The 14,800-nt window shown below is 70.5% G+C and carries 12 protein-coding genes; 5 read left to right on the plus strand and 7 right to left on the minus strand.

The features are described from left to right. Nucleotides 1-66 precede the first annotated feature (66 nt). From QO011_RS29610 to QO011_RS29620, 3 genes are all read right to left on the minus strand, one after another. Nucleotides 67-1,290, minus strand: coding sequence for an MFS transporter (locus QO011_RS29610; RefSeq protein WP_307280451.1), 1,224 nt, complete (start codon nucleotides 1,288-1,290; stop codon nucleotides 67-69). A 164-nt stretch (nucleotides 1,291-1,454) separates the two neighbouring features. After that, on the minus strand, nucleotides 1,455-2,690 hold the full coding sequence (locus QO011_RS29615; protein ID WP_307280454.1) for an MFS transporter: 1,236 nt from the start codon (nucleotides 2,688-2,690) through the stop codon (nucleotides 1,455-1,457). A 103-nt stretch (nucleotides 2,691-2,793) separates the two neighbouring features. Beyond that, nucleotides 2,794-3,078, minus strand: a complete 285-nt coding sequence (locus tag QO011_RS29620; RefSeq protein WP_307280456.1) for an HlyU family transcriptional regulator — start codon at nucleotides 3,076-3,078, stop codon at nucleotides 2,794-2,796. Between the two features lie 236 nt (nucleotides 3,079-3,314). On the opposite strand from QO011_RS29620, the gene QO011_RS29625 reads away from it, so the two are divergent. Continuing rightward, nucleotides 3,315-4,046, plus strand: a complete 732-nt coding sequence (locus QO011_RS29625) for an SH3 domain-containing protein (protein ID WP_307280459.1) — start codon at nucleotides 3,315-3,317, stop codon at nucleotides 4,044-4,046. A 66-nt stretch (nucleotides 4,047-4,112) separates the two neighbouring features. On the opposite strand, the gene rpoD is transcribed toward QO011_RS29625, so the two are convergent. The 3 genes from rpoD to QO011_RS29640 form a co-directional block, all read right to left on the minus strand. Continuing rightward, nucleotides 4,113-6,107, minus strand: coding sequence for an RNA polymerase sigma factor RpoD (gene rpoD, locus QO011_RS29630; RefSeq protein WP_307280462.1), 1,995 nt, complete (start codon nucleotides 6,105-6,107; stop codon nucleotides 4,113-4,115). A gap of 146 nt (nucleotides 6,108-6,253) precedes the next feature. Beyond that, nucleotides 6,254-8,149: a DNA primase gene (gene dnaG, locus QO011_RS29635; RefSeq protein WP_307280465.1), complete on the minus strand. Its 1,896-nt coding sequence runs from the start codon at nucleotides 8,147-8,149 to the stop codon at nucleotides 6,254-6,256. A gap of 214 nt (nucleotides 8,150-8,363) precedes the next feature. After that, a complete protein-coding gene (locus tag QO011_RS29640) occupies nucleotides 8,364-8,822 on the minus strand; it encodes a GatB/YqeY domain-containing protein (RefSeq protein ID WP_307280467.1) in 459 nt (152 codons plus the stop codon). Between the two features lie 205 nt (nucleotides 8,823-9,027). On the opposite strand from QO011_RS29640, the gene carA reads away from it, so the two are divergent. The 4 genes from carA (at nucleotide 9,028) to QO011_RS29660 (ending at nucleotide 14,389) form a co-directional block, all read left to right on the plus strand. Continuing rightward, a complete protein-coding gene (gene carA / locus QO011_RS29645) occupies nucleotides 9,028-10,263 on the plus strand; it encodes a glutamine-hydrolyzing carbamoyl-phosphate synthase small subunit (RefSeq protein ID WP_307280474.1) in 1,236 nt (411 codons plus the stop codon). A gap of 12 nt (nucleotides 10,264-10,275) precedes the next feature. Next, nucleotides 10,276-11,301: an extensin-like domain-containing protein gene (locus QO011_RS29650; RefSeq protein ID WP_307280477.1), complete on the plus strand. Its 1,026-nt coding sequence runs from the start codon at nucleotides 10,276-10,278 to the stop codon at nucleotides 11,299-11,301. A gap of 107 nt (nucleotides 11,302-11,408) precedes the next feature. Continuing rightward, nucleotides 11,409-12,695: an NAD(P)/FAD-dependent oxidoreductase gene (locus QO011_RS29655; RefSeq protein ID WP_307280478.1), complete on the plus strand. Its 1,287-nt coding sequence runs from the start codon at nucleotides 11,409-11,411 to the stop codon at nucleotides 12,693-12,695. Between the two features lie 38 nt (nucleotides 12,696-12,733). After that, the gene (locus QO011_RS29660) at nucleotides 12,734-14,389 is read left to right on the plus strand and encodes an acetolactate synthase large subunit (RefSeq protein ID WP_307280481.1); all 1,656 of its coding nucleotides are present in this window, start codon (nucleotides 12,734-12,736) and stop codon (nucleotides 14,387-14,389) included. 51 nt (nucleotides 14,390-14,440) lie between these two features. Here QO011_RS29660 and QO011_RS29665 read toward each other — a convergent pair whose 3' ends face one another. Continuing rightward, nucleotides 14,441-14,698: a hypothetical protein gene (locus QO011_RS29665; protein ID WP_307280482.1), complete on the minus strand. Its 258-nt coding sequence runs from the start codon at nucleotides 14,696-14,698 to the stop codon at nucleotides 14,441-14,443. Nucleotides 14,699-14,800: the final 102 nt, after the last annotated feature.

Genomic DNA, 14,800 nt, shown 5'->3' on the forward strand with positions numbered 1-14,800 from the left:
GGGTTTCCTCCGCCCCCGCTGGTCGTGCGGGGGTCTGTTCTGGCTCGGGGCGGGCTCGCCCCGGCCTCAGGTCTTGACCGTTCGTCCCTCGAGGTTCGGCAGGAACACGGCAAACAGGCCGATCGCCGGCAGGAACGAGCAGACGAAATAGACGAACTCGATCGAGGTGTGGTCGGCGAGCTCCCCGAGCACGGCGGCGCCGAGGCCGCCGAGGCCGAAGGCGAAGCCGAAGAACAGGCCGGAGATCATGCCGACCTTGCCCGGCACCAGCTCCTGGGCGAACACCACGATGGCCGAGAAGGCCGAGGACAGGATGAAGCCGATGATCACCGCCAGCACCCCGGTCCAGAACAGGTTGGCGTAGGGCAGGGCGAGGGTGAAGGGCAGCACGCCGAGGATCGAGCCCCAGATCACGTATTTGCGGCCGAACCTGTCGCCGATCAGCCCGCCCAGCACCGTGCCGGCCGCCACCGCGAAGAGATAGATGAACAGGTGCAGCTGCGCCGCCTGCACGGAGAGGCCGAAGCGGTCGATGAGGTAGAAGGTGTAGTAGCTCGACAGCGAGGCGAGGTAGACGAACTTGGAGAACATCAGCGCGATCAGCACCGCCAGGGCGATCACCACCTTGGCCCGCGGGATGCCGTGATCGACGATCGCCGCGCGCGGCTTGCCGGCATTGGCGCGCCGGTGCCCGGCATACCAGTTGCCGACGTTCCACAGGATGATGATCGCGAGCAGCGCGATCGCCGAGAAGGCGGCGATGGAGTGCTGGCCGAACGGCAGCACGACGAAGGCCGCGAGCAGCGGCCCGAGCGAGGAGCCGACATTGCCGCCGACCTGGAACACCGACTGCGCCAGGCCCGGCCGGCCGCCCGAGGCCATGCGGGCGACGCGCGAGGATTCGGGGTGGAACACCGAGGAGCCCATGCCCACCAGCGCCGCCGCCACCAGCACCATGGCGAAATTGCCGGCGAAGGCGAGCAGGATCAGGCCGACCAGGGTGAGGCCCATGCCGATCGGCAGCGAATAGGGCTTGGGCCGGTAGTCGGTGTAGAGCCCGACCAGCGGCTGCAGCAGCGAGGCCGTGAGCTGGAAGGCCAGGGTGATCAGCCCGATCTCGCCGAAGGTGAGGGCGAAGTTCTCCTTGATCATCGGGTAGATCGCCGGGATCAACGACTGGATCATGTCGTTGAGCATGTGCGAGACGCTGATGGCGGCGAGAATGCCGTAGACGGTGCCCTGCGCGCTGGCGGAGGAGCCGGGCGTGGACGTAATGGCCTTGCTGTTCATGGACCTGCACCCACCTGCAGCTGGGCAGGCGATGAACCGCGGACGCGGCGGATTGCGGAAAGCGCGGGCCTGCCGCGCCACTCTTCTCTCTATCGGATACGGAGCGTCTCGAAAACCAGATCCGCGTGATGGCGTCCATCAGCTTTTTTGATCGGTCGGCTGCCTCAGCCGCGCCCGTCGAGATGGCGGGCGCGCCGGAGCTCCGGGAACCAGCGCCACCAGAGCGCGGCCACCAGGATGGTGCCGACGCCGCCCAGGACCACCGCCGGCACGGCGCCGAGCAGGCCAGCCGACATGCCGGCGCGGAACTCGCCGAGCTCGTTGGAGGCGCCGACGAAGACGTTGTTGACGGCGTTGACCCGGCCGCGCACCGCATCCGGCGTCCACAGCTGGATCAGCGTCTCGCGCACATAGACGCTGACCATGTCGAAGCCGCCCATCAGCGCCAGCGCCAGCACCGACAGCCAGACGATGGCCGAGGCGCCGAACACGATGGTGAACAGGCCGAACAGCGCCACGCAGGCGAACATGAACACGCCGGCATGGTCGCGGATGGGATGGCGCAGCAGCAGCGCCGCGACCAGGATCGAGCCGACGCCCGGCGCCGCCCGCAGCAGGCCGAGACCCCAAGGCCCGACGTCCAGGATGTCCTGGGCATAGACCGGCAGCAGGGCATTGGCCCCGCCGAGCAGCACGGCGAAGAGGTCGAAGGAGATGGCGCCGAGCACGATCTTCTCGCTCCAGACGTAGCGGAAGCCCGCCACCATGGCGTCGAGCGTCGGCGGCTCCCGCCGGTTCTTCTGCGCGGGATCGGGGATCATGGTCGCCAGCACCGCCGCGGCGGCGATCAGCACCAGCGCCGTGCCGTAGGCGGTCAGCGCCGAGAGGCCGTAGAGCAGGCCGCCGGCGACCGGGCCCACCACCATGGCGATCTGCCAGGACGAGGTGCTCCAGGCGATGGCGTTGGCGAGATCGGCCGACGGCACCAGGTTGGGCAGCAGCGATTGCTGCGCCGGGCCGAAGAAGGCGCGCAGCACGCCGAGCAGCACCAGGAGCGCGAAGACGAGGATGACGTCGTGCTGGCCGGTGGCGGTGAACAGCACCAGGCCGAGGGCGCACAGGGCCTCGCCCACGAGGCAGAGCGTCATCACCAGGCGTCGGTTGAAGCGGTCCGCCACCGCGCCGGTCACCAGCACCAGGAGGAAGGCCGGCAGGAACTGCACCAGGCCGATGATGCCGAGGTCGTAGGGGTCGCGCGTCAGGCTGTAGACCTGCCAGCCCACCGCCATGCTGATGATCTGCACGGCGAAGTTGGCGAGGAAGCGCGACAGCCAGTAGCGGGCGAAGCCGGGATGGCGGAAGGCGCCGGCGCGGGGGCGCGGCGGAGGCTCGGCGGGCATGGCGTGGGGGGCGCGAAGGGGCGGGGATCTCGGACCACACCCGTTCTAGGCATATCCGCCGGCCGGCACAACCTCGCCTCCCCGGGGCGGGGCGCGAGGGGCCTCAGCCGAAGAGCCGGTCGCCCTGCTCGTCGATGATCTGGCGCCCCTTGGAGAAGGAGAACTCCACCGCCTCGTCCTGGGAGGCATGGCGATCGGCGCGGATGAACTTGTGCTCCTTCACCACGCCGTCGATCTCCTTGACGATGAGGCCGGCGGTCTGGAACTGGCCGTTCTCCTTGAAGGGCATGGCCCGGATCACGAAGCCCTTGTGCTCGATCTCGGCCTTGGCCGCGGGCTCGGCGGAACTGCTCTTGCCGCCGCCGAACAGGGATTTCAGGAAGGACATGGCTCAACTCGCTTTCGACGTCTTCTGCGGGACCTCCCCGCCGGCCGCAACCCCGCACGGGCCCGCTGCGGCAAGGATAGCCGCTCGGGCCGGCCGGGCCAATGGCGTGTGCGCGGGGGAACCTGCCCGCGCCGGTTCAGGTTCCAGTCATGTTCGCCGTGCGATGTGGAGAGGCTGCGTCGGCGCCGGGGGGCTGCCGCCTTTTGACGGCGACGCCGGAACAGGAGACGTCATTCATGGAATTGCCAAGATCGAGCTGGGTTCGATCGGGGGTGCTGGCAGTCGGATTGCTGTTTTCCGGGCTCGCGACGGCCGCTGCCGCCGAGGCCGTGACCACGGGCGACGTCAATCTGCGCGCCGGCCCGGGGACGGCCTATGCCAGGATCGCCACGCTGCCGGCCGGCACCGGCGTCGACGTGCGCAACTGCGGCGGCAACTGGTGCCGGGTCGCCGTCGGCCGGTTGAGCGGCTGGGTGTCGCAATCCTATCTCGGCGGCGCCTCGTATCGGCCGCCCGTCTATGCCGAGCCGCCGATCATCGAGGACGAGCCGCCGGTCTATGTCGCGCCGCCGATCTACGTCCAGCCGCCCTATTGGAACCGTCCGCCCCGTTGGAACCGCCCGCCGAACTGGCATCGGCCGCCGCCGGGTTGGAACCGCCCGCCGGGCTGGAATCGCCCGCCCGGCAACCGCCCGCCGGACTGGAACCGGCCGCCAGGAGGCCGTCCTCCGGGCTGGAACCGGCCGCCGGGCAACCGTCCGCCGGATTGGGGCCGCCCGCCGGGAGGTCGTCCGCCGGGCTGGAACCGGCCGCCGGGCAACCGTCCGCCGGACTGGGGTCGCCCGCCGGGAGGGCGCCCGCCGGGCTGGAATCGTCCGCCGGGCGGCGGAGAGCGCCCGCCGGTGGTCCGCCCCGACCGGCCGTCGCAGCCGCGACCGGGGGGCTGCTCGGTCCTGAACCGGTGCTGAGCGCTCGCTGCTGAAACAAAAAAGGCGGGGCTCGCGCCCCGCCTCTCAACCGCCCGCCGGCGGATCTCAATTGTCCAGGAAGCTGCGCAGCTTGCGCGACCGGCTCGGATGCTTGAGCTTCCTCAGCGCCTTGGCCTCGATCTGGCGGATGCGCTCGCGCGTCACCGAGAACTGCTGGCCGACTTCCTCCAGCGTGTGGTCGGTGTTCATGCCGATGCCGAAGCGCATGCGCAGCACGCGCTCCTCGCGCGGTGTCAGCGAGGCCAGCACCCGCGTCGTCGTCTCGCGCAGGTTGCTCTGGATCGCCGCGTCGATCGGCAGGATCGCGTTCTTGTCCTCGATGAAGTCGCCGAGATGCGAATCCTCCTCGTCGCCGATCGGGGTTTCGAGCGAGATCGGCTCCTTGGCGATCTTGAGCACCTTGCGCACCTTCTCCAGCGGCATGGCGAGCTTCTCCGCCAGCTCCTCCGGGGTCGGCTCGCGGCCGATCTCGTGCAGCATCTGGCGCGAGGTGCGCACGATCTTGTTGATCGTCTCGATCATGTGCACGGGGATGCGGATGGTGCGGGCCTGGTCGGCGATCGAGCGGGTGATCGCCTGCCGGATCCACCAGGTGGCGTAGGTCGAGAACTTGTAGCCGCGGCGGTACTCGAACTTGTCCACCGCCTTCATCAGGCCGATATTGCCTTCCTGGATCAGGTCGAGGAACTGCAGGCCGCGATTGGTGTACTTCTTGGCGATGGAGATGACGAGGCGCAGGTTGGCCTCGACCATCTCCTTCTTGGCCTGCCGGGCCTCGCGCTCGCCCTTCTGCACCATGTGCACGATCTTGCGGAACTCGGTGATCTCGAGGCCCGTCTCGGTGGCGAGGTTGTGGATGTCCTCGCGCATCGCCTTGATGGTGTCGAGCTCGGAGGCGACGAACTCCCTCCAGCCGCGCGAGCCGAGCTTGGAGACCCGCAGGATCCATTTCGGGTCGAGCTCGGAGCCCTGATAGGTCTTCAGGAAGTCGGTGCGCTCGACGCGATAGCTCTCGGCCAGGCGCATCAGCCGGCCTTCATAGCCGATCAGGCGCTTGTTGATGTCGTAGAGCTGCTCGACCAGCGCGTCGATGCGGGCCTGGTTCAGCGACAGCGACTTCACGTCGGCGACGATCTGGTCCTTCAGCGTCTTGTACTTGCGCTCCTGGGCCGGGCTCAGGCGGGCGTTCTGCAGGCGCTGCTCGACATTGACGTCCTGCAGGCGGCGCAGCTTCTTGTAGTTGTCGGCGATGTTGTCGAAGGTCTCCAGCACCTTCGGCTTGAGCTCGGCTTCCATGGCCGAGAGCGACACGTTGTTCTCCATGTCGTCCTCGTCCATCTCGCCTTCCATCGGCGGCAGGGCGTCGTCGGGCATGGCTTCGCCGGTGTCCTCGCTCGCAGCGGCGGCGGGCGCGTTCTTGCCGTCGGGGCCGGCATAGGTGGCCTCGAGGTCGATGATGTCGCGCAGCAGGATCTTGCCTTCGTTGAGCTCGTCGCGCCAGATGATGATCGCCTGGAAGGTGAGGGGGCTCTCGCACAGCCCTGCGATCATCGCCTCGCGGCCGGCCTCGATGCGCTTGGCGATGGCGATCTCGCCCTCGCGCGACAAGAGCTCCACCGTGCCCATCTCGCGCAGGTACATGCGGACGGGATCGTCCGTGCGGTCGGCCGGCTCCTTGGCGCTGGTCTCGGCGCGGGTGGGGGCGCGGGTCTGCGCGGCCTCGACGAGGTCGCCGCCCTCGGCCTCCTCCTCCTCGCCGCTCGGCGCCGGCTCCTCGCGCTCCTCGTCGTCGGCCTCCTCGGTCTCGACCACGTTGATGCCCATCTCCGAGAACATGCCGAGCACGTCCTCGATGGTGTCGGGGTCGACCTTGTCGGAGGGCAGGACGTTGGCGATCTCTTCCTGGGTGACGTAGCCGCGCTTCTTGGCGCGCTTGATCATGGCGCGAACGGCAGCGTCCGAGAGGTCGAGAAGCGGGCTGTCCTTGCTGGGCTCTTCGCCTTCCGGCGTCTCGTCCTTCTCGGGGGGCTTGGTCGCCATTCCGTTTCTCCTCAACTCTTTCAACGCCGGCCGGGCCTACGCCAAAAAGGGCAGCATCCGTCCCCCGGAGCCGCCCGCGTGGTGCATATACACTAGGCGGCCAAAAATGAAACCGCTCTTAACCCTAAAACCCTCTCGCCGGCCGCTCATCGGGCGCTGCGGCCCGAGGACGCGCCAAACCCGTCGATCGTCGCCTCGGTCCCCTCGATCAGGGCGATCTGGGCCTTGATGTCGGAGAGGCGGGCAAAGTTCTCGTCGGTGAAATCGCGTTCGAGCGCAGCGGTGGCGAGCTTCAGCTCCCTATGTAGCGTGCGCATGCCGCGATGCAAGGTGAGGACATGCGCGAAACCGCGCTCGACGTCGGATTCCGCCGCGTCCGGACGCGTCCACCAGTGCATGTCGGCGGCCAGGCGCTGCAGCAGGCGGGAAAAGCCGGCCCCTTCCAGCCTGGCGACCAGGGCGGCGCTGTCGCGGCTGCCCTCGGCGGCGCAGTCGACCAGGGCACGGCGCAGCCGGTCGGCGTCGGGATTGTCGAACTCGACCTCGGCCAGCGCCTCGCAATGGCGCTCCAGCAGGGCGGGATGGCCGACCACCACGGCCAGGATCAGCGCTTCGCGGCCGGGCAGGCCGGCCCGGCTGCCGCGCGCCAGCGCGCCGTCGCGGACGCCGGGGGTGACCAGGCTGGCGATCGGCGGGGCGGGGGCGGGACGGCCGTCACGCGGGCGGGGCCTGCCCCTCGCCTCGCCGCCGCGGGCCGGGAAGGCGCGCGCCGGCGGCCCGAAGAAGGCGCGCAGCCGCGCCTGCATGTCGGCCTGGTAATGGCGGCGCACCGTCTCGTCCTGGATCGGCGCCACCGCCTCCATCAGCCGGCGCTCGAGCGCGGCGCGCTTCTCCGGCGTGGCGAAGTCGCCGCCTTCGGTCTCGCGCATCCACAGGATGTCGGAGAGCGGCCGCGCCGCCCGCAGCACGTCCGCCACCGCGCCGGCGCCGGCCGAGCGGACCAGCTCGTCCGGGTCCTGGCCCTCCGGCAGCAGGGCGACGGTGAGGGCCTTGCCGACGCCGACATGCGGCAGCGCCACGTCGAGCGCCCGGTAGGCGGCGCGCCGGCCGGCCTTGTCGCCGTCGAAGCACAGGGTCGGCTCCTCGCTCATCCGCCAGAGCAGGCCGAGCTGGTCCTCGGTCAGCGCCGTGCCGAGCGGGGCGACGGTGTGGGCGAAGCCGGCGACGCTCATCATGATCACGTCGACATAGCCTTCCACCGCGATCACCGAACCGGTCCGATGGGCCGCCTCGCGGGCGCGGTGGTGGTTGTAGAGGCAGGACCCCTTGTGGAAGAGCGTCGTCTCCGGCGAGTTGAGGTACTTGGCCTGGGCGTCACGGGCCATGGCCCGGCCGCCGAAGGCGATGACCCGGCCGCGGGCGTCGTGGATCGGGAACATGACCCGCTCGCGGAAGCGGTCATAGGGAACCTGGATGTCCTCGCCGTGGATCAGGAGGCCGGCCTCGATCATGGCGTCGCGCCCGACCCCCTTGCCGGCGAGGTGGTCGCGCAGCGCGAACTTCTCGTTCGGGGCGAAGCCGAGGCCGAACTCGGCCTGGATCGCCGGGGTCAGGCCGCGGTCGGCGAGATAGCCGCGCGCCGCCGCGCCCTCGCGGGCATGCAGGCGGCCCTCGAAGAACTTCGCCGCCAGCGCCAGCACCTCGTGCAGGCTGGCGCGCGCCTCCTCGCGGCGCAGGTCCTCGCTGGTGACCTTGGGCAGCTCGACCCCGGCCTCGCCGGCGAGCCGCTCCACCGCCTCCGGGAAGGGCAGGCCCTCCGTCTCCATCAGGAAGCGGAAGATGTCGCCGTGCTGGCCGGAGGAGAAGCAGTGGTAGAAGCCCTTCTGGTCGTTGACGTAGAAGGACGGGGTCTTCTCGGCCTGGAAGGGCGACAGGCCGCGCCATTCCCGGCCCTGCTTGCGCAGCTTCACCCGCCGCCCGACCACCGCCGACACCGGCAGCCGCGCGCGAATCTCGTCGAGCAGGGACGGCGGGAACTTCATGGACCTAATGTGCTGCGGGTGCGCGGTTTGGCAAGCCGAAAGCCTTCACAAGTCACGGCCGGCAGGCCTCCCCTCCCGAGACCGATATGGGGGCGGTGCCACGGATTCATGACGGGTGCATCTCCACCCGCGACGGTCGAGGATGGTGCATCCGTCGTGGCCTTTAAGGCGACGCGTGGCGGCGGCTGATCCAGTTATCCCCGCAATCCCCAGCTCAGCCCGCCAGCGCCTGCTTCACCAGCGGACCGGCCTTGCCGAAGTCCATCTGGCCGGCGAAGCGTTCCTTCAGGACGCCGATGACCTTGCCCATGTCCTTGATCCCGGCCGCGCCGGTCTCGGCGACGACCGCGGCGATCGCCGCCCTGGTCTCGGCCTCGTCCATCTGCCGGGGCAGGAAGGAGGAGAGCACGACGATCTCGGCCTTGGCCTGGTCGACGAGGTCGGCGCGGCCGGCCTTGTCGGCCAGATCCTGCGATTCCTGCGTCTGCTTGATCATCTTCTGCAGCATGGCCAGGATCTCGGCGTCCGGGATCGGGTCCTTGCCGTTGCCGCGCGCCTCGATATCCCGGTCCTTCAGGCCGGCCTGGATCATGCGGACGACGGACAGGCGCGCCTTGTCGCCCGCCTTCATCGACTCCTTGACCGCCGCGCTCAGCGTTTCCCGCAGGGACATCGTGCTTTTTCCTCGATGGGCCGGAACGGCGCCGCCATGCCTCACGGCATTCGCACCCTTTCCGGCAAGTGTCTGATGTATAACGTCTTTCGCGAAAGCATCCGGGGTTGACGCGCCGCCGTCGCCCCCTTACTTTCCGCGCCGCACCCAACGGCTGCCCCATTCCGGCACGCCATCGCCCGCGCAACGGGGACTTAGGACGAAAATGACCGGCACACAAGTCGCGGCCCCCACCCAGGCCTCCAGCCCCGCCGCCCCGGCCGAGGCCTGGATCGAGCCGGTGGCGACGGCGCTCCTGGTGCTGGCCGACGGCACCGTGCTGGAGGGCCGGGGCTTCGGGGCGGTGGCCGAGGCCGCCGGCGAAGTCTGCTTCAACACGGCGATGACGGGCTATGAGGAGATCCTCACCGATCCCTCCTATGCCGGGCAGATCGTCACCTTCACCTTCCCCCATATCGGCAATGTCGGCGTCAACGACGAGGATATCGAGACGGTCAACATGGCCGCCTCGAGCGGCGTGCGCGGCGTGGTCGTGCATGCTGATGTGACCGATCCGGCGAACTATCGCGCCAGCCGCCATTTCGACGCCTGGCTGCAGGCCCGCGGCATTCCTGGCGTCGCCGGCATCGACACGCGGGCGCTCACCGCGCTGATCCGCGACAAGGGCATGCCGAACGCCGTGATCGCCCATGCGCCCGACGGGGTGTTCGACGTCGAGGCGCTGAAGCGCCGGGCGCAGGCGCTGCCGTCCATGGCCGGCCTCGACCTGGTGCCGCCGGTGACCTCGGCCCAGCGCTTCGACTGGGACGAGACCGTATGGCAATGGCAGGCCGGCTACGGCCGCCAGGGCGCGCCCGGGCGCCGGGTGGTCGCCATCGACTACGGGGTCAAGCGCAACATCCTGCGCCTGCTCGCCAATGCCGGCTGCGCCGTGACGGTGGTGCCGGCCACCACCTCGGCCGCGGCAATCCTGGCGCTGCAGCCCGACGGCGTCTTCCTCTCCAACGGGCCGGGCGACCCGGCCGCCACCGGCGAGTATGCCGTGCCGGTGATCCGCGAGCTCCTGGACCGCAAGGTGCCGGTGTTCGGCATCTGCCTCGGCCATCAGATGCTGGGGCTGGCCATCGGCGCGACGACCGCCAAGATGAAGCAGGGCCATCACGGCGCCAACCATCCGGTGAAGGACCTGACCACCGGCAAGGTCGAGATCGTCTCGATGAACCACGGCTTCGCCGTGGACCGCGCCAGCCTGCCGGCGGAGGCGGTGGAGACCCATGTCTCGCTGTTCGACGGCTCCAATTGCGGCCTCGCCCTCAGGGACCGCCCGGCCTTCTCCGTGCAGCACCATCCCGAGGCCTCGCCCGGGCCGCGCGACAGCCACTATCTCTTCGACCGCTTCGTCACTATGATGGACGCACAAAGAGCCGGCAAAGCGGCCTGAGGGGAAACGTCCATGCGCGCTGCGATCGCCGTGGGCCTGCTGTTCGCGACGACGGGCCTCGCGGCTGCGACCGATGCGCGGTCTCTGCCCGACTATTTCGCCACGAGCTGGGACGCGGTCGCCGCCGCGCCGCTCAAGGCCTTCACGACCCCGGAGCACGACGCCTTCACCGCGAGTTGGGACGCGGTGACCGAGGCGCCGCTCGTCCCGTTCGCGCCGCCGAAGGCGGCGCCCGCCGCCGCCTCGCCGCGCGACGACCTGCCGCCGATCATGCTCGCCGGCATCCCCGTGCCGCCGGAGCGGCCGGTGGTGATGCCGGGCGCCGCCGCCTACGCCTCGCTGGGGCCGGACGCGGCCTCCGGCCTTGCCGGCGCTGCCGTGATCCCGCTGCCGCTGCCGAGGCCCCGCGGCATCGACCAGGCCGCCGGCCAGCCTGCCAAGGACGCTCTCTCCATCCGTCCCGAAGCCGCTCCGCCGCAGCCGGAAACCAAGGTCGCCATGCTCGGCGGCCTGCCCGGCGCCGGCATGGCGATCGCCAACCTGGCGCGCATGGCGCCGCTGCCGCCGATCGCCAAGGGCGCCTGCAGCGTCGCCAACCCCTACAAGGTCACGGCGCTCGGCCCGAACGGGCGCACCGCCCTGCAGCCGGCCGCCACGCTCGATGCGCCGATGGTGCAGGGCTTGGTGAAATGGGAAGGCGAGGTCCAGGCGGCGGCGAAGCAGACGCTGGGCGAGCCCATCGTCGCCCTCAAGGTCGCCGCCTCCTATGACTGCCGCACCATGAACCACCGCCGGCGTGCCCGCCTCAGCGAGCACGCGCACGCCAACGCCATCGACATCGCCGCCTTCGTCACCGCCAGCGGCAAGGAGATCACCGTCGAGCGCGACTTCCACAGCCGCGGCCCCGGCGGCGCCTTCCTCAAGGCGGTCCATGCCGACACCTGCGACGTGTTCCAGGTGGTGCTCGGCCCGGGCTCGGACGGCATGCACGAGAACCATTTCCACATGGACCTCGGCCGCTGGAAGGCCTGCCGCTGAGCCGGACGCCGTCCGGCCCTCGCAGCCCCGCGGGGGCTTGGCGATCGGCTCCCGATCGCGCAAAAAGGGATGGGGCGACGCATGCCCCGCGGCGGAGGCGGGGATCGATGGCGAGCGACACGGCTGATCCCACCACGGGCCGCCACCGCATCGTGGTGGTCGGTGCCGGCTTCGGCGGGCTGGAGGCCGTGCACCGGCTGGCCGGCGCGCCGGTCGCGATCACGCTGGTCGACCGGCGCAACCATCATCTGTTCCAGCCGCTGCTCTACCAGGTCGCGACCGCCTCGCTGGCGACCTCCGAGATCGCCTGGCCGACCCGCCACGTCCTCGCCCGGCGCGACGACGTCACCACCCTGCTGGCGACCGTCACCGGCATCGACACGGCGGCCCGCCGCGTCCTGCTCGACGACGGCGCCACCCTGCCATACGACACGCTGATCCTGGCCACCGGCGCCCGCCACGCCTATTTCGGCCATGACGAGTGGGAGCCGTTCGCCCCCGGCCTGAAGACGCTGGAGGACGCCACCACCATCCGCCGCCGCATCCTGCTCGCCTTCGAGCGGGCGGAGCGCGAGACCGACCCGCGGCGGCAGGCGGCGCTCCTGACCTTCGTCATCGTCGGCGCCGGACCGACCGGGGTGGAGCTCGCCGGCACCATCGCCGAGCTCGCCCGCGACACGCTGCCGTCCGACTTTCGCCGCATCGATACCCGCAAGGCCCGCGTCGTGCTGGTCGAGGCCGGCCCGCGCGTGCTGGCCGGCTATGCCGAGGACCTCTCCGCCTATGCCCAGCGCTCGCTGGAGGGCCTCGGCGTCGAGGTCGAGCTCGGCCGGCCCGTCTCCGCCTGCAGCGCCGACGGCGTGGTCTATGGCGACCGCACCCTGGAAGCGAAGACCATCCTCTGGGCGGCCGGCGTGCGGGCCTCGCCCGCGGCCGAATGGCTCGGCGTCCCGGCCGACCGGGCCGGCCGGCTGATCGTCGAGCCGGACCTCGCCGTGCCCGGCCATCCCGAGATCTTCGCCGTCGGCGACACGGTGGCGATCGCCGGGCCGGAGGGCAAGCCGGTGCCCGGCATCGCGCCCGCCGCCAAGCAGGAGGGGCACTATGTCGCCGGCGTGATCAGGGCCCGTCTCGCCGGCGCCGCCCCGCCCGGGCCGTTCCACTACCGCCACGCCGGGAGCCTCGCCCAGATCGGCAAGAAGCTTGCGGTGATCGATTTCGGCCGCATCAAGCTGCGCGGCGCCCTGGCATGGTGGATCTGGGGCATCGCCCATATCTATTTCCTCATCGGCGTGCGCACCCGGCTCAGCGTCGCGCTCAACTGGCTGTGGATCCATGTCCGCAACCAGCGCAGCGCCCGCCTGATCACCCAGGGCCGCGACGACGAGGATTAGCCCGCGGCGCGGCCGCGGTTCAGCCGAAAGGACGTGACATGCCCAAGGGATCCGACCTCCTGGTGGCGGCTCTGGAGAACGAGGGGGTCGACCGCATCTTCGGCGTGCCCGGCGAGGAAAATCTCGACGTGGTGGAAGCGCTGCGCCGATCGCGCATCCGCCTGATCATCACCCGGCACGAGCAGGCCGCCGCCTTCATGGCCGCCACGCACGGTCGCCTCACCGGAAGGCCGGGCGTGTGCATCTCGACGCTCGGGCCGGGCGCGCTCAACTTCACCACCGGCGCCGCCTACGCCCATCTCGGCGCCATGCCGATGATCATGATCACCGGCCAGAAGCCGATCATGAGCCGGCGCCAGGCCCGCTTCCAGGTCGTCGACGTGGTGGCCTCGATGCGCCCGCTCACCAAGCTGACCCGCCAGATCGTCAGCCCCGGCGCCATCCCCACCACGGTGCGCGACGCCTTCCGCGTCGCCATGGACGAGCGGCCGGGGCCGGTGCATCTGGAGCTGCCCGAGGACGTGGCCGGGGCCGAGGCGCCGCCGGCGCGGCCGGTGCCGCCGCATCCGCTGGAGCGGCCCGTCGCGGCCGAAGCCGCCCTCGAGCGGGCTGCGGCCATGATCCTGGCGGCCGAGCGCCCGCTGATCATGATCGGTGCCGCCGGCAACCGGCCGCGCCTGGTGGAGGCGCTGTCGGATTTCATCCTCCGGGCCAACCTGCCCTTCTTCAACACCCAGATGGGCAAGGGCGCGGTCACCGGCGGCTCCGAGCTCTATGTCGGCACCGCGGCGCTGTCGGAGCGCGACTATGTGCACCGGGCCATCGACCGGGCCGACCTCATCATCTCGGTCGGCCATGACACGGTGGAGAAGCCGCCCTTCCTGATGAAGGCCGAGGGCGGCCCGAAGGTGATCCATATCGGCTATCTCTCCGCCGACGTGGAGGAGGTGTTCCATCCCGACGCCGAGGTGATCGGCGATATCGGCGCGACGGTCACGGCGCTCGCCGACCGGCTGGCCGGCAAGCTCGAGCCCAGCCCCGAGCTGCTGGCGCTCCGGCGCGACATCCTCGACCACCTCAACGACCGCGCCCATGACGGGCGCTTCCCGATGACGCCGCAGCGCATCGTCCACGACGTGCGCGCCGTGATGCCGGACGAGGGCATCGTCTGCCTCGACAACGGCATGTACAAGATCTGGTTCGCCCGGCATTACCGCACCCACGTCGCCAACACGCTGCTGCTCGACAATGCCCTCGCCACCATGGGCGCCGGCCTGCCCTCGGCGATGATGGCGGCCATGCTCAACCCCGGCCGGCGGGTGCTGGCGGTGTGCGGCGACGGCGGCTTCATGATGAACTCCCAGGAGATGGAGACCGCGGTGCGCCTCGGCCTCGACCTCGTGGTGCTGATCCTGAAGGACGACGCCTACGGCATGATCCGCTGGAAGCAGGCGGTCGACGGCTTCCCGGATTTCGGCATGACCTTCGGCAATCCCGATTTCGTGCGCTATGCCGAGAGCTACGGCGCCAAGGCCTCCCGCGTCGCGGCCGCCGACGCGCTGCTGCCGACCCTCGACGCCGCTTTCCGCGGCGGCGGCGTGCACCTGGTCGAGGTGCTGGTCGACTATGCCGACAACATCGCCGTGCTGGTGGACGAGCTCCGGCGCAACGCCCTCGGCACCGAGCCGGAATAGCCGGGGACGGTGCAGCGATGTCCCGGGCTCGCCGACGCAGGTCGCCCGCGCTCAGCACGACCGGGCGGAGGAGGGGGGCTCCGCCGCCAGCCGCTCGCCCAGCGCCGCCATGCGTCGTCCGAGCCCGGTGAGGCTGAGCCCGAGCCCGGCGAGGTTGAGCCCGAGCCCGGCGAGGCCGAGCCCGAGGCGCCGCCAGGGTCGGCGCGGTGGCGCGGGCGACTGGTCTGCGACCGGTTCCTCCGGCCGCAGCAGACGGATGCGCAGGGTGATGCCCCGGCTCAGGCCGGCGGCCATCGGATCCGTGAGCATGAGGAATCTCCGCATATGGCAAAGCCGGGCGCTCCAGCGTCCGTCCCGCCTTTTCCATGCTGATTCAACAGGATCGATGCCATTCTGACAAACGAGCTTTTC

It is taken from the genome of Labrys wisconsinensis, assembly GCF_030814995.1.
Lineage (GTDB): Bacteria > Pseudomonadota > Alphaproteobacteria > Rhizobiales > Labraceae > Labrys > Labrys wisconsinensis.

Excerpts from the sequence above, each read along its gene's own strand:
- QO011_RS29665 (WP_307280482.1), bottom strand. The coding sequence starts at position 14,698 with ATGCTCACGGATCCGATGGCCGCCGGCCTGAGCCGGGGCATCACCCTG.
- QO011_RS29650 (WP_307280477.1), top strand. The coding sequence starts at position 10,276 with ATGCGCGCTGCGATCGCCGTGGGCCTGCTGTTCGCGACGACGGGCCTC.
- dnaG (WP_307280465.1), bottom strand. The coding sequence starts at position 8,149 with ATGAAGTTCCCGCCGTCCCTGCTCGACGAGATTCGCGCGCGGCTGCCG.
- QO011_RS29660 (WP_307280481.1), top strand. The coding sequence starts at position 12,734 with ATGCCCAAGGGATCCGACCTCCTGGTGGCGGCTCTGGAGAACGAGGGG.
- QO011_RS29615 (WP_307280454.1), bottom strand. The coding sequence starts at position 2,690 with ATGCCCGCCGAGCCTCCGCCGCGCCCCCGCGCCGGCGCCTTCCGCCAT.
- QO011_RS29640 (WP_307280467.1), bottom strand. The coding sequence starts at position 8,822 with ATGTCCCTGCGGGAAACGCTGAGCGCGGCGGTCAAGGAGTCGATGAAG.
- QO011_RS29620 (WP_307280456.1), bottom strand. The coding sequence starts at position 3,078 with ATGTCCTTCCTGAAATCCCTGTTCGGCGGCGGCAAGAGCAGTTCCGCC.
- QO011_RS29655 (WP_307280478.1), top strand. The coding sequence starts at position 11,409 with ATGGCGAGCGACACGGCTGATCCCACCACGGGCCGCCACCGCATCGTG.
- rpoD (WP_307280462.1), bottom strand. The coding sequence starts at position 6,107 with ATGGCGACCAAGCCCCCCGAGAAGGACGAGACGCCGGAAGGCGAAGAG.
- QO011_RS29610 (WP_307280451.1), bottom strand. The coding sequence starts at position 1,290 with ATGAACAGCAAGGCCATTACGTCCACGCCCGGCTCCTCCGCCAGCGCG.
- QO011_RS29625 (WP_307280459.1), top strand. The coding sequence starts at position 3,315 with ATGGAATTGCCAAGATCGAGCTGGGTTCGATCGGGGGTGCTGGCAGTC.
- carA (WP_307280474.1), top strand. The coding sequence starts at position 9,028 with ATGACCGGCACACAAGTCGCGGCCCCCACCCAGGCCTCCAGCCCCGCC.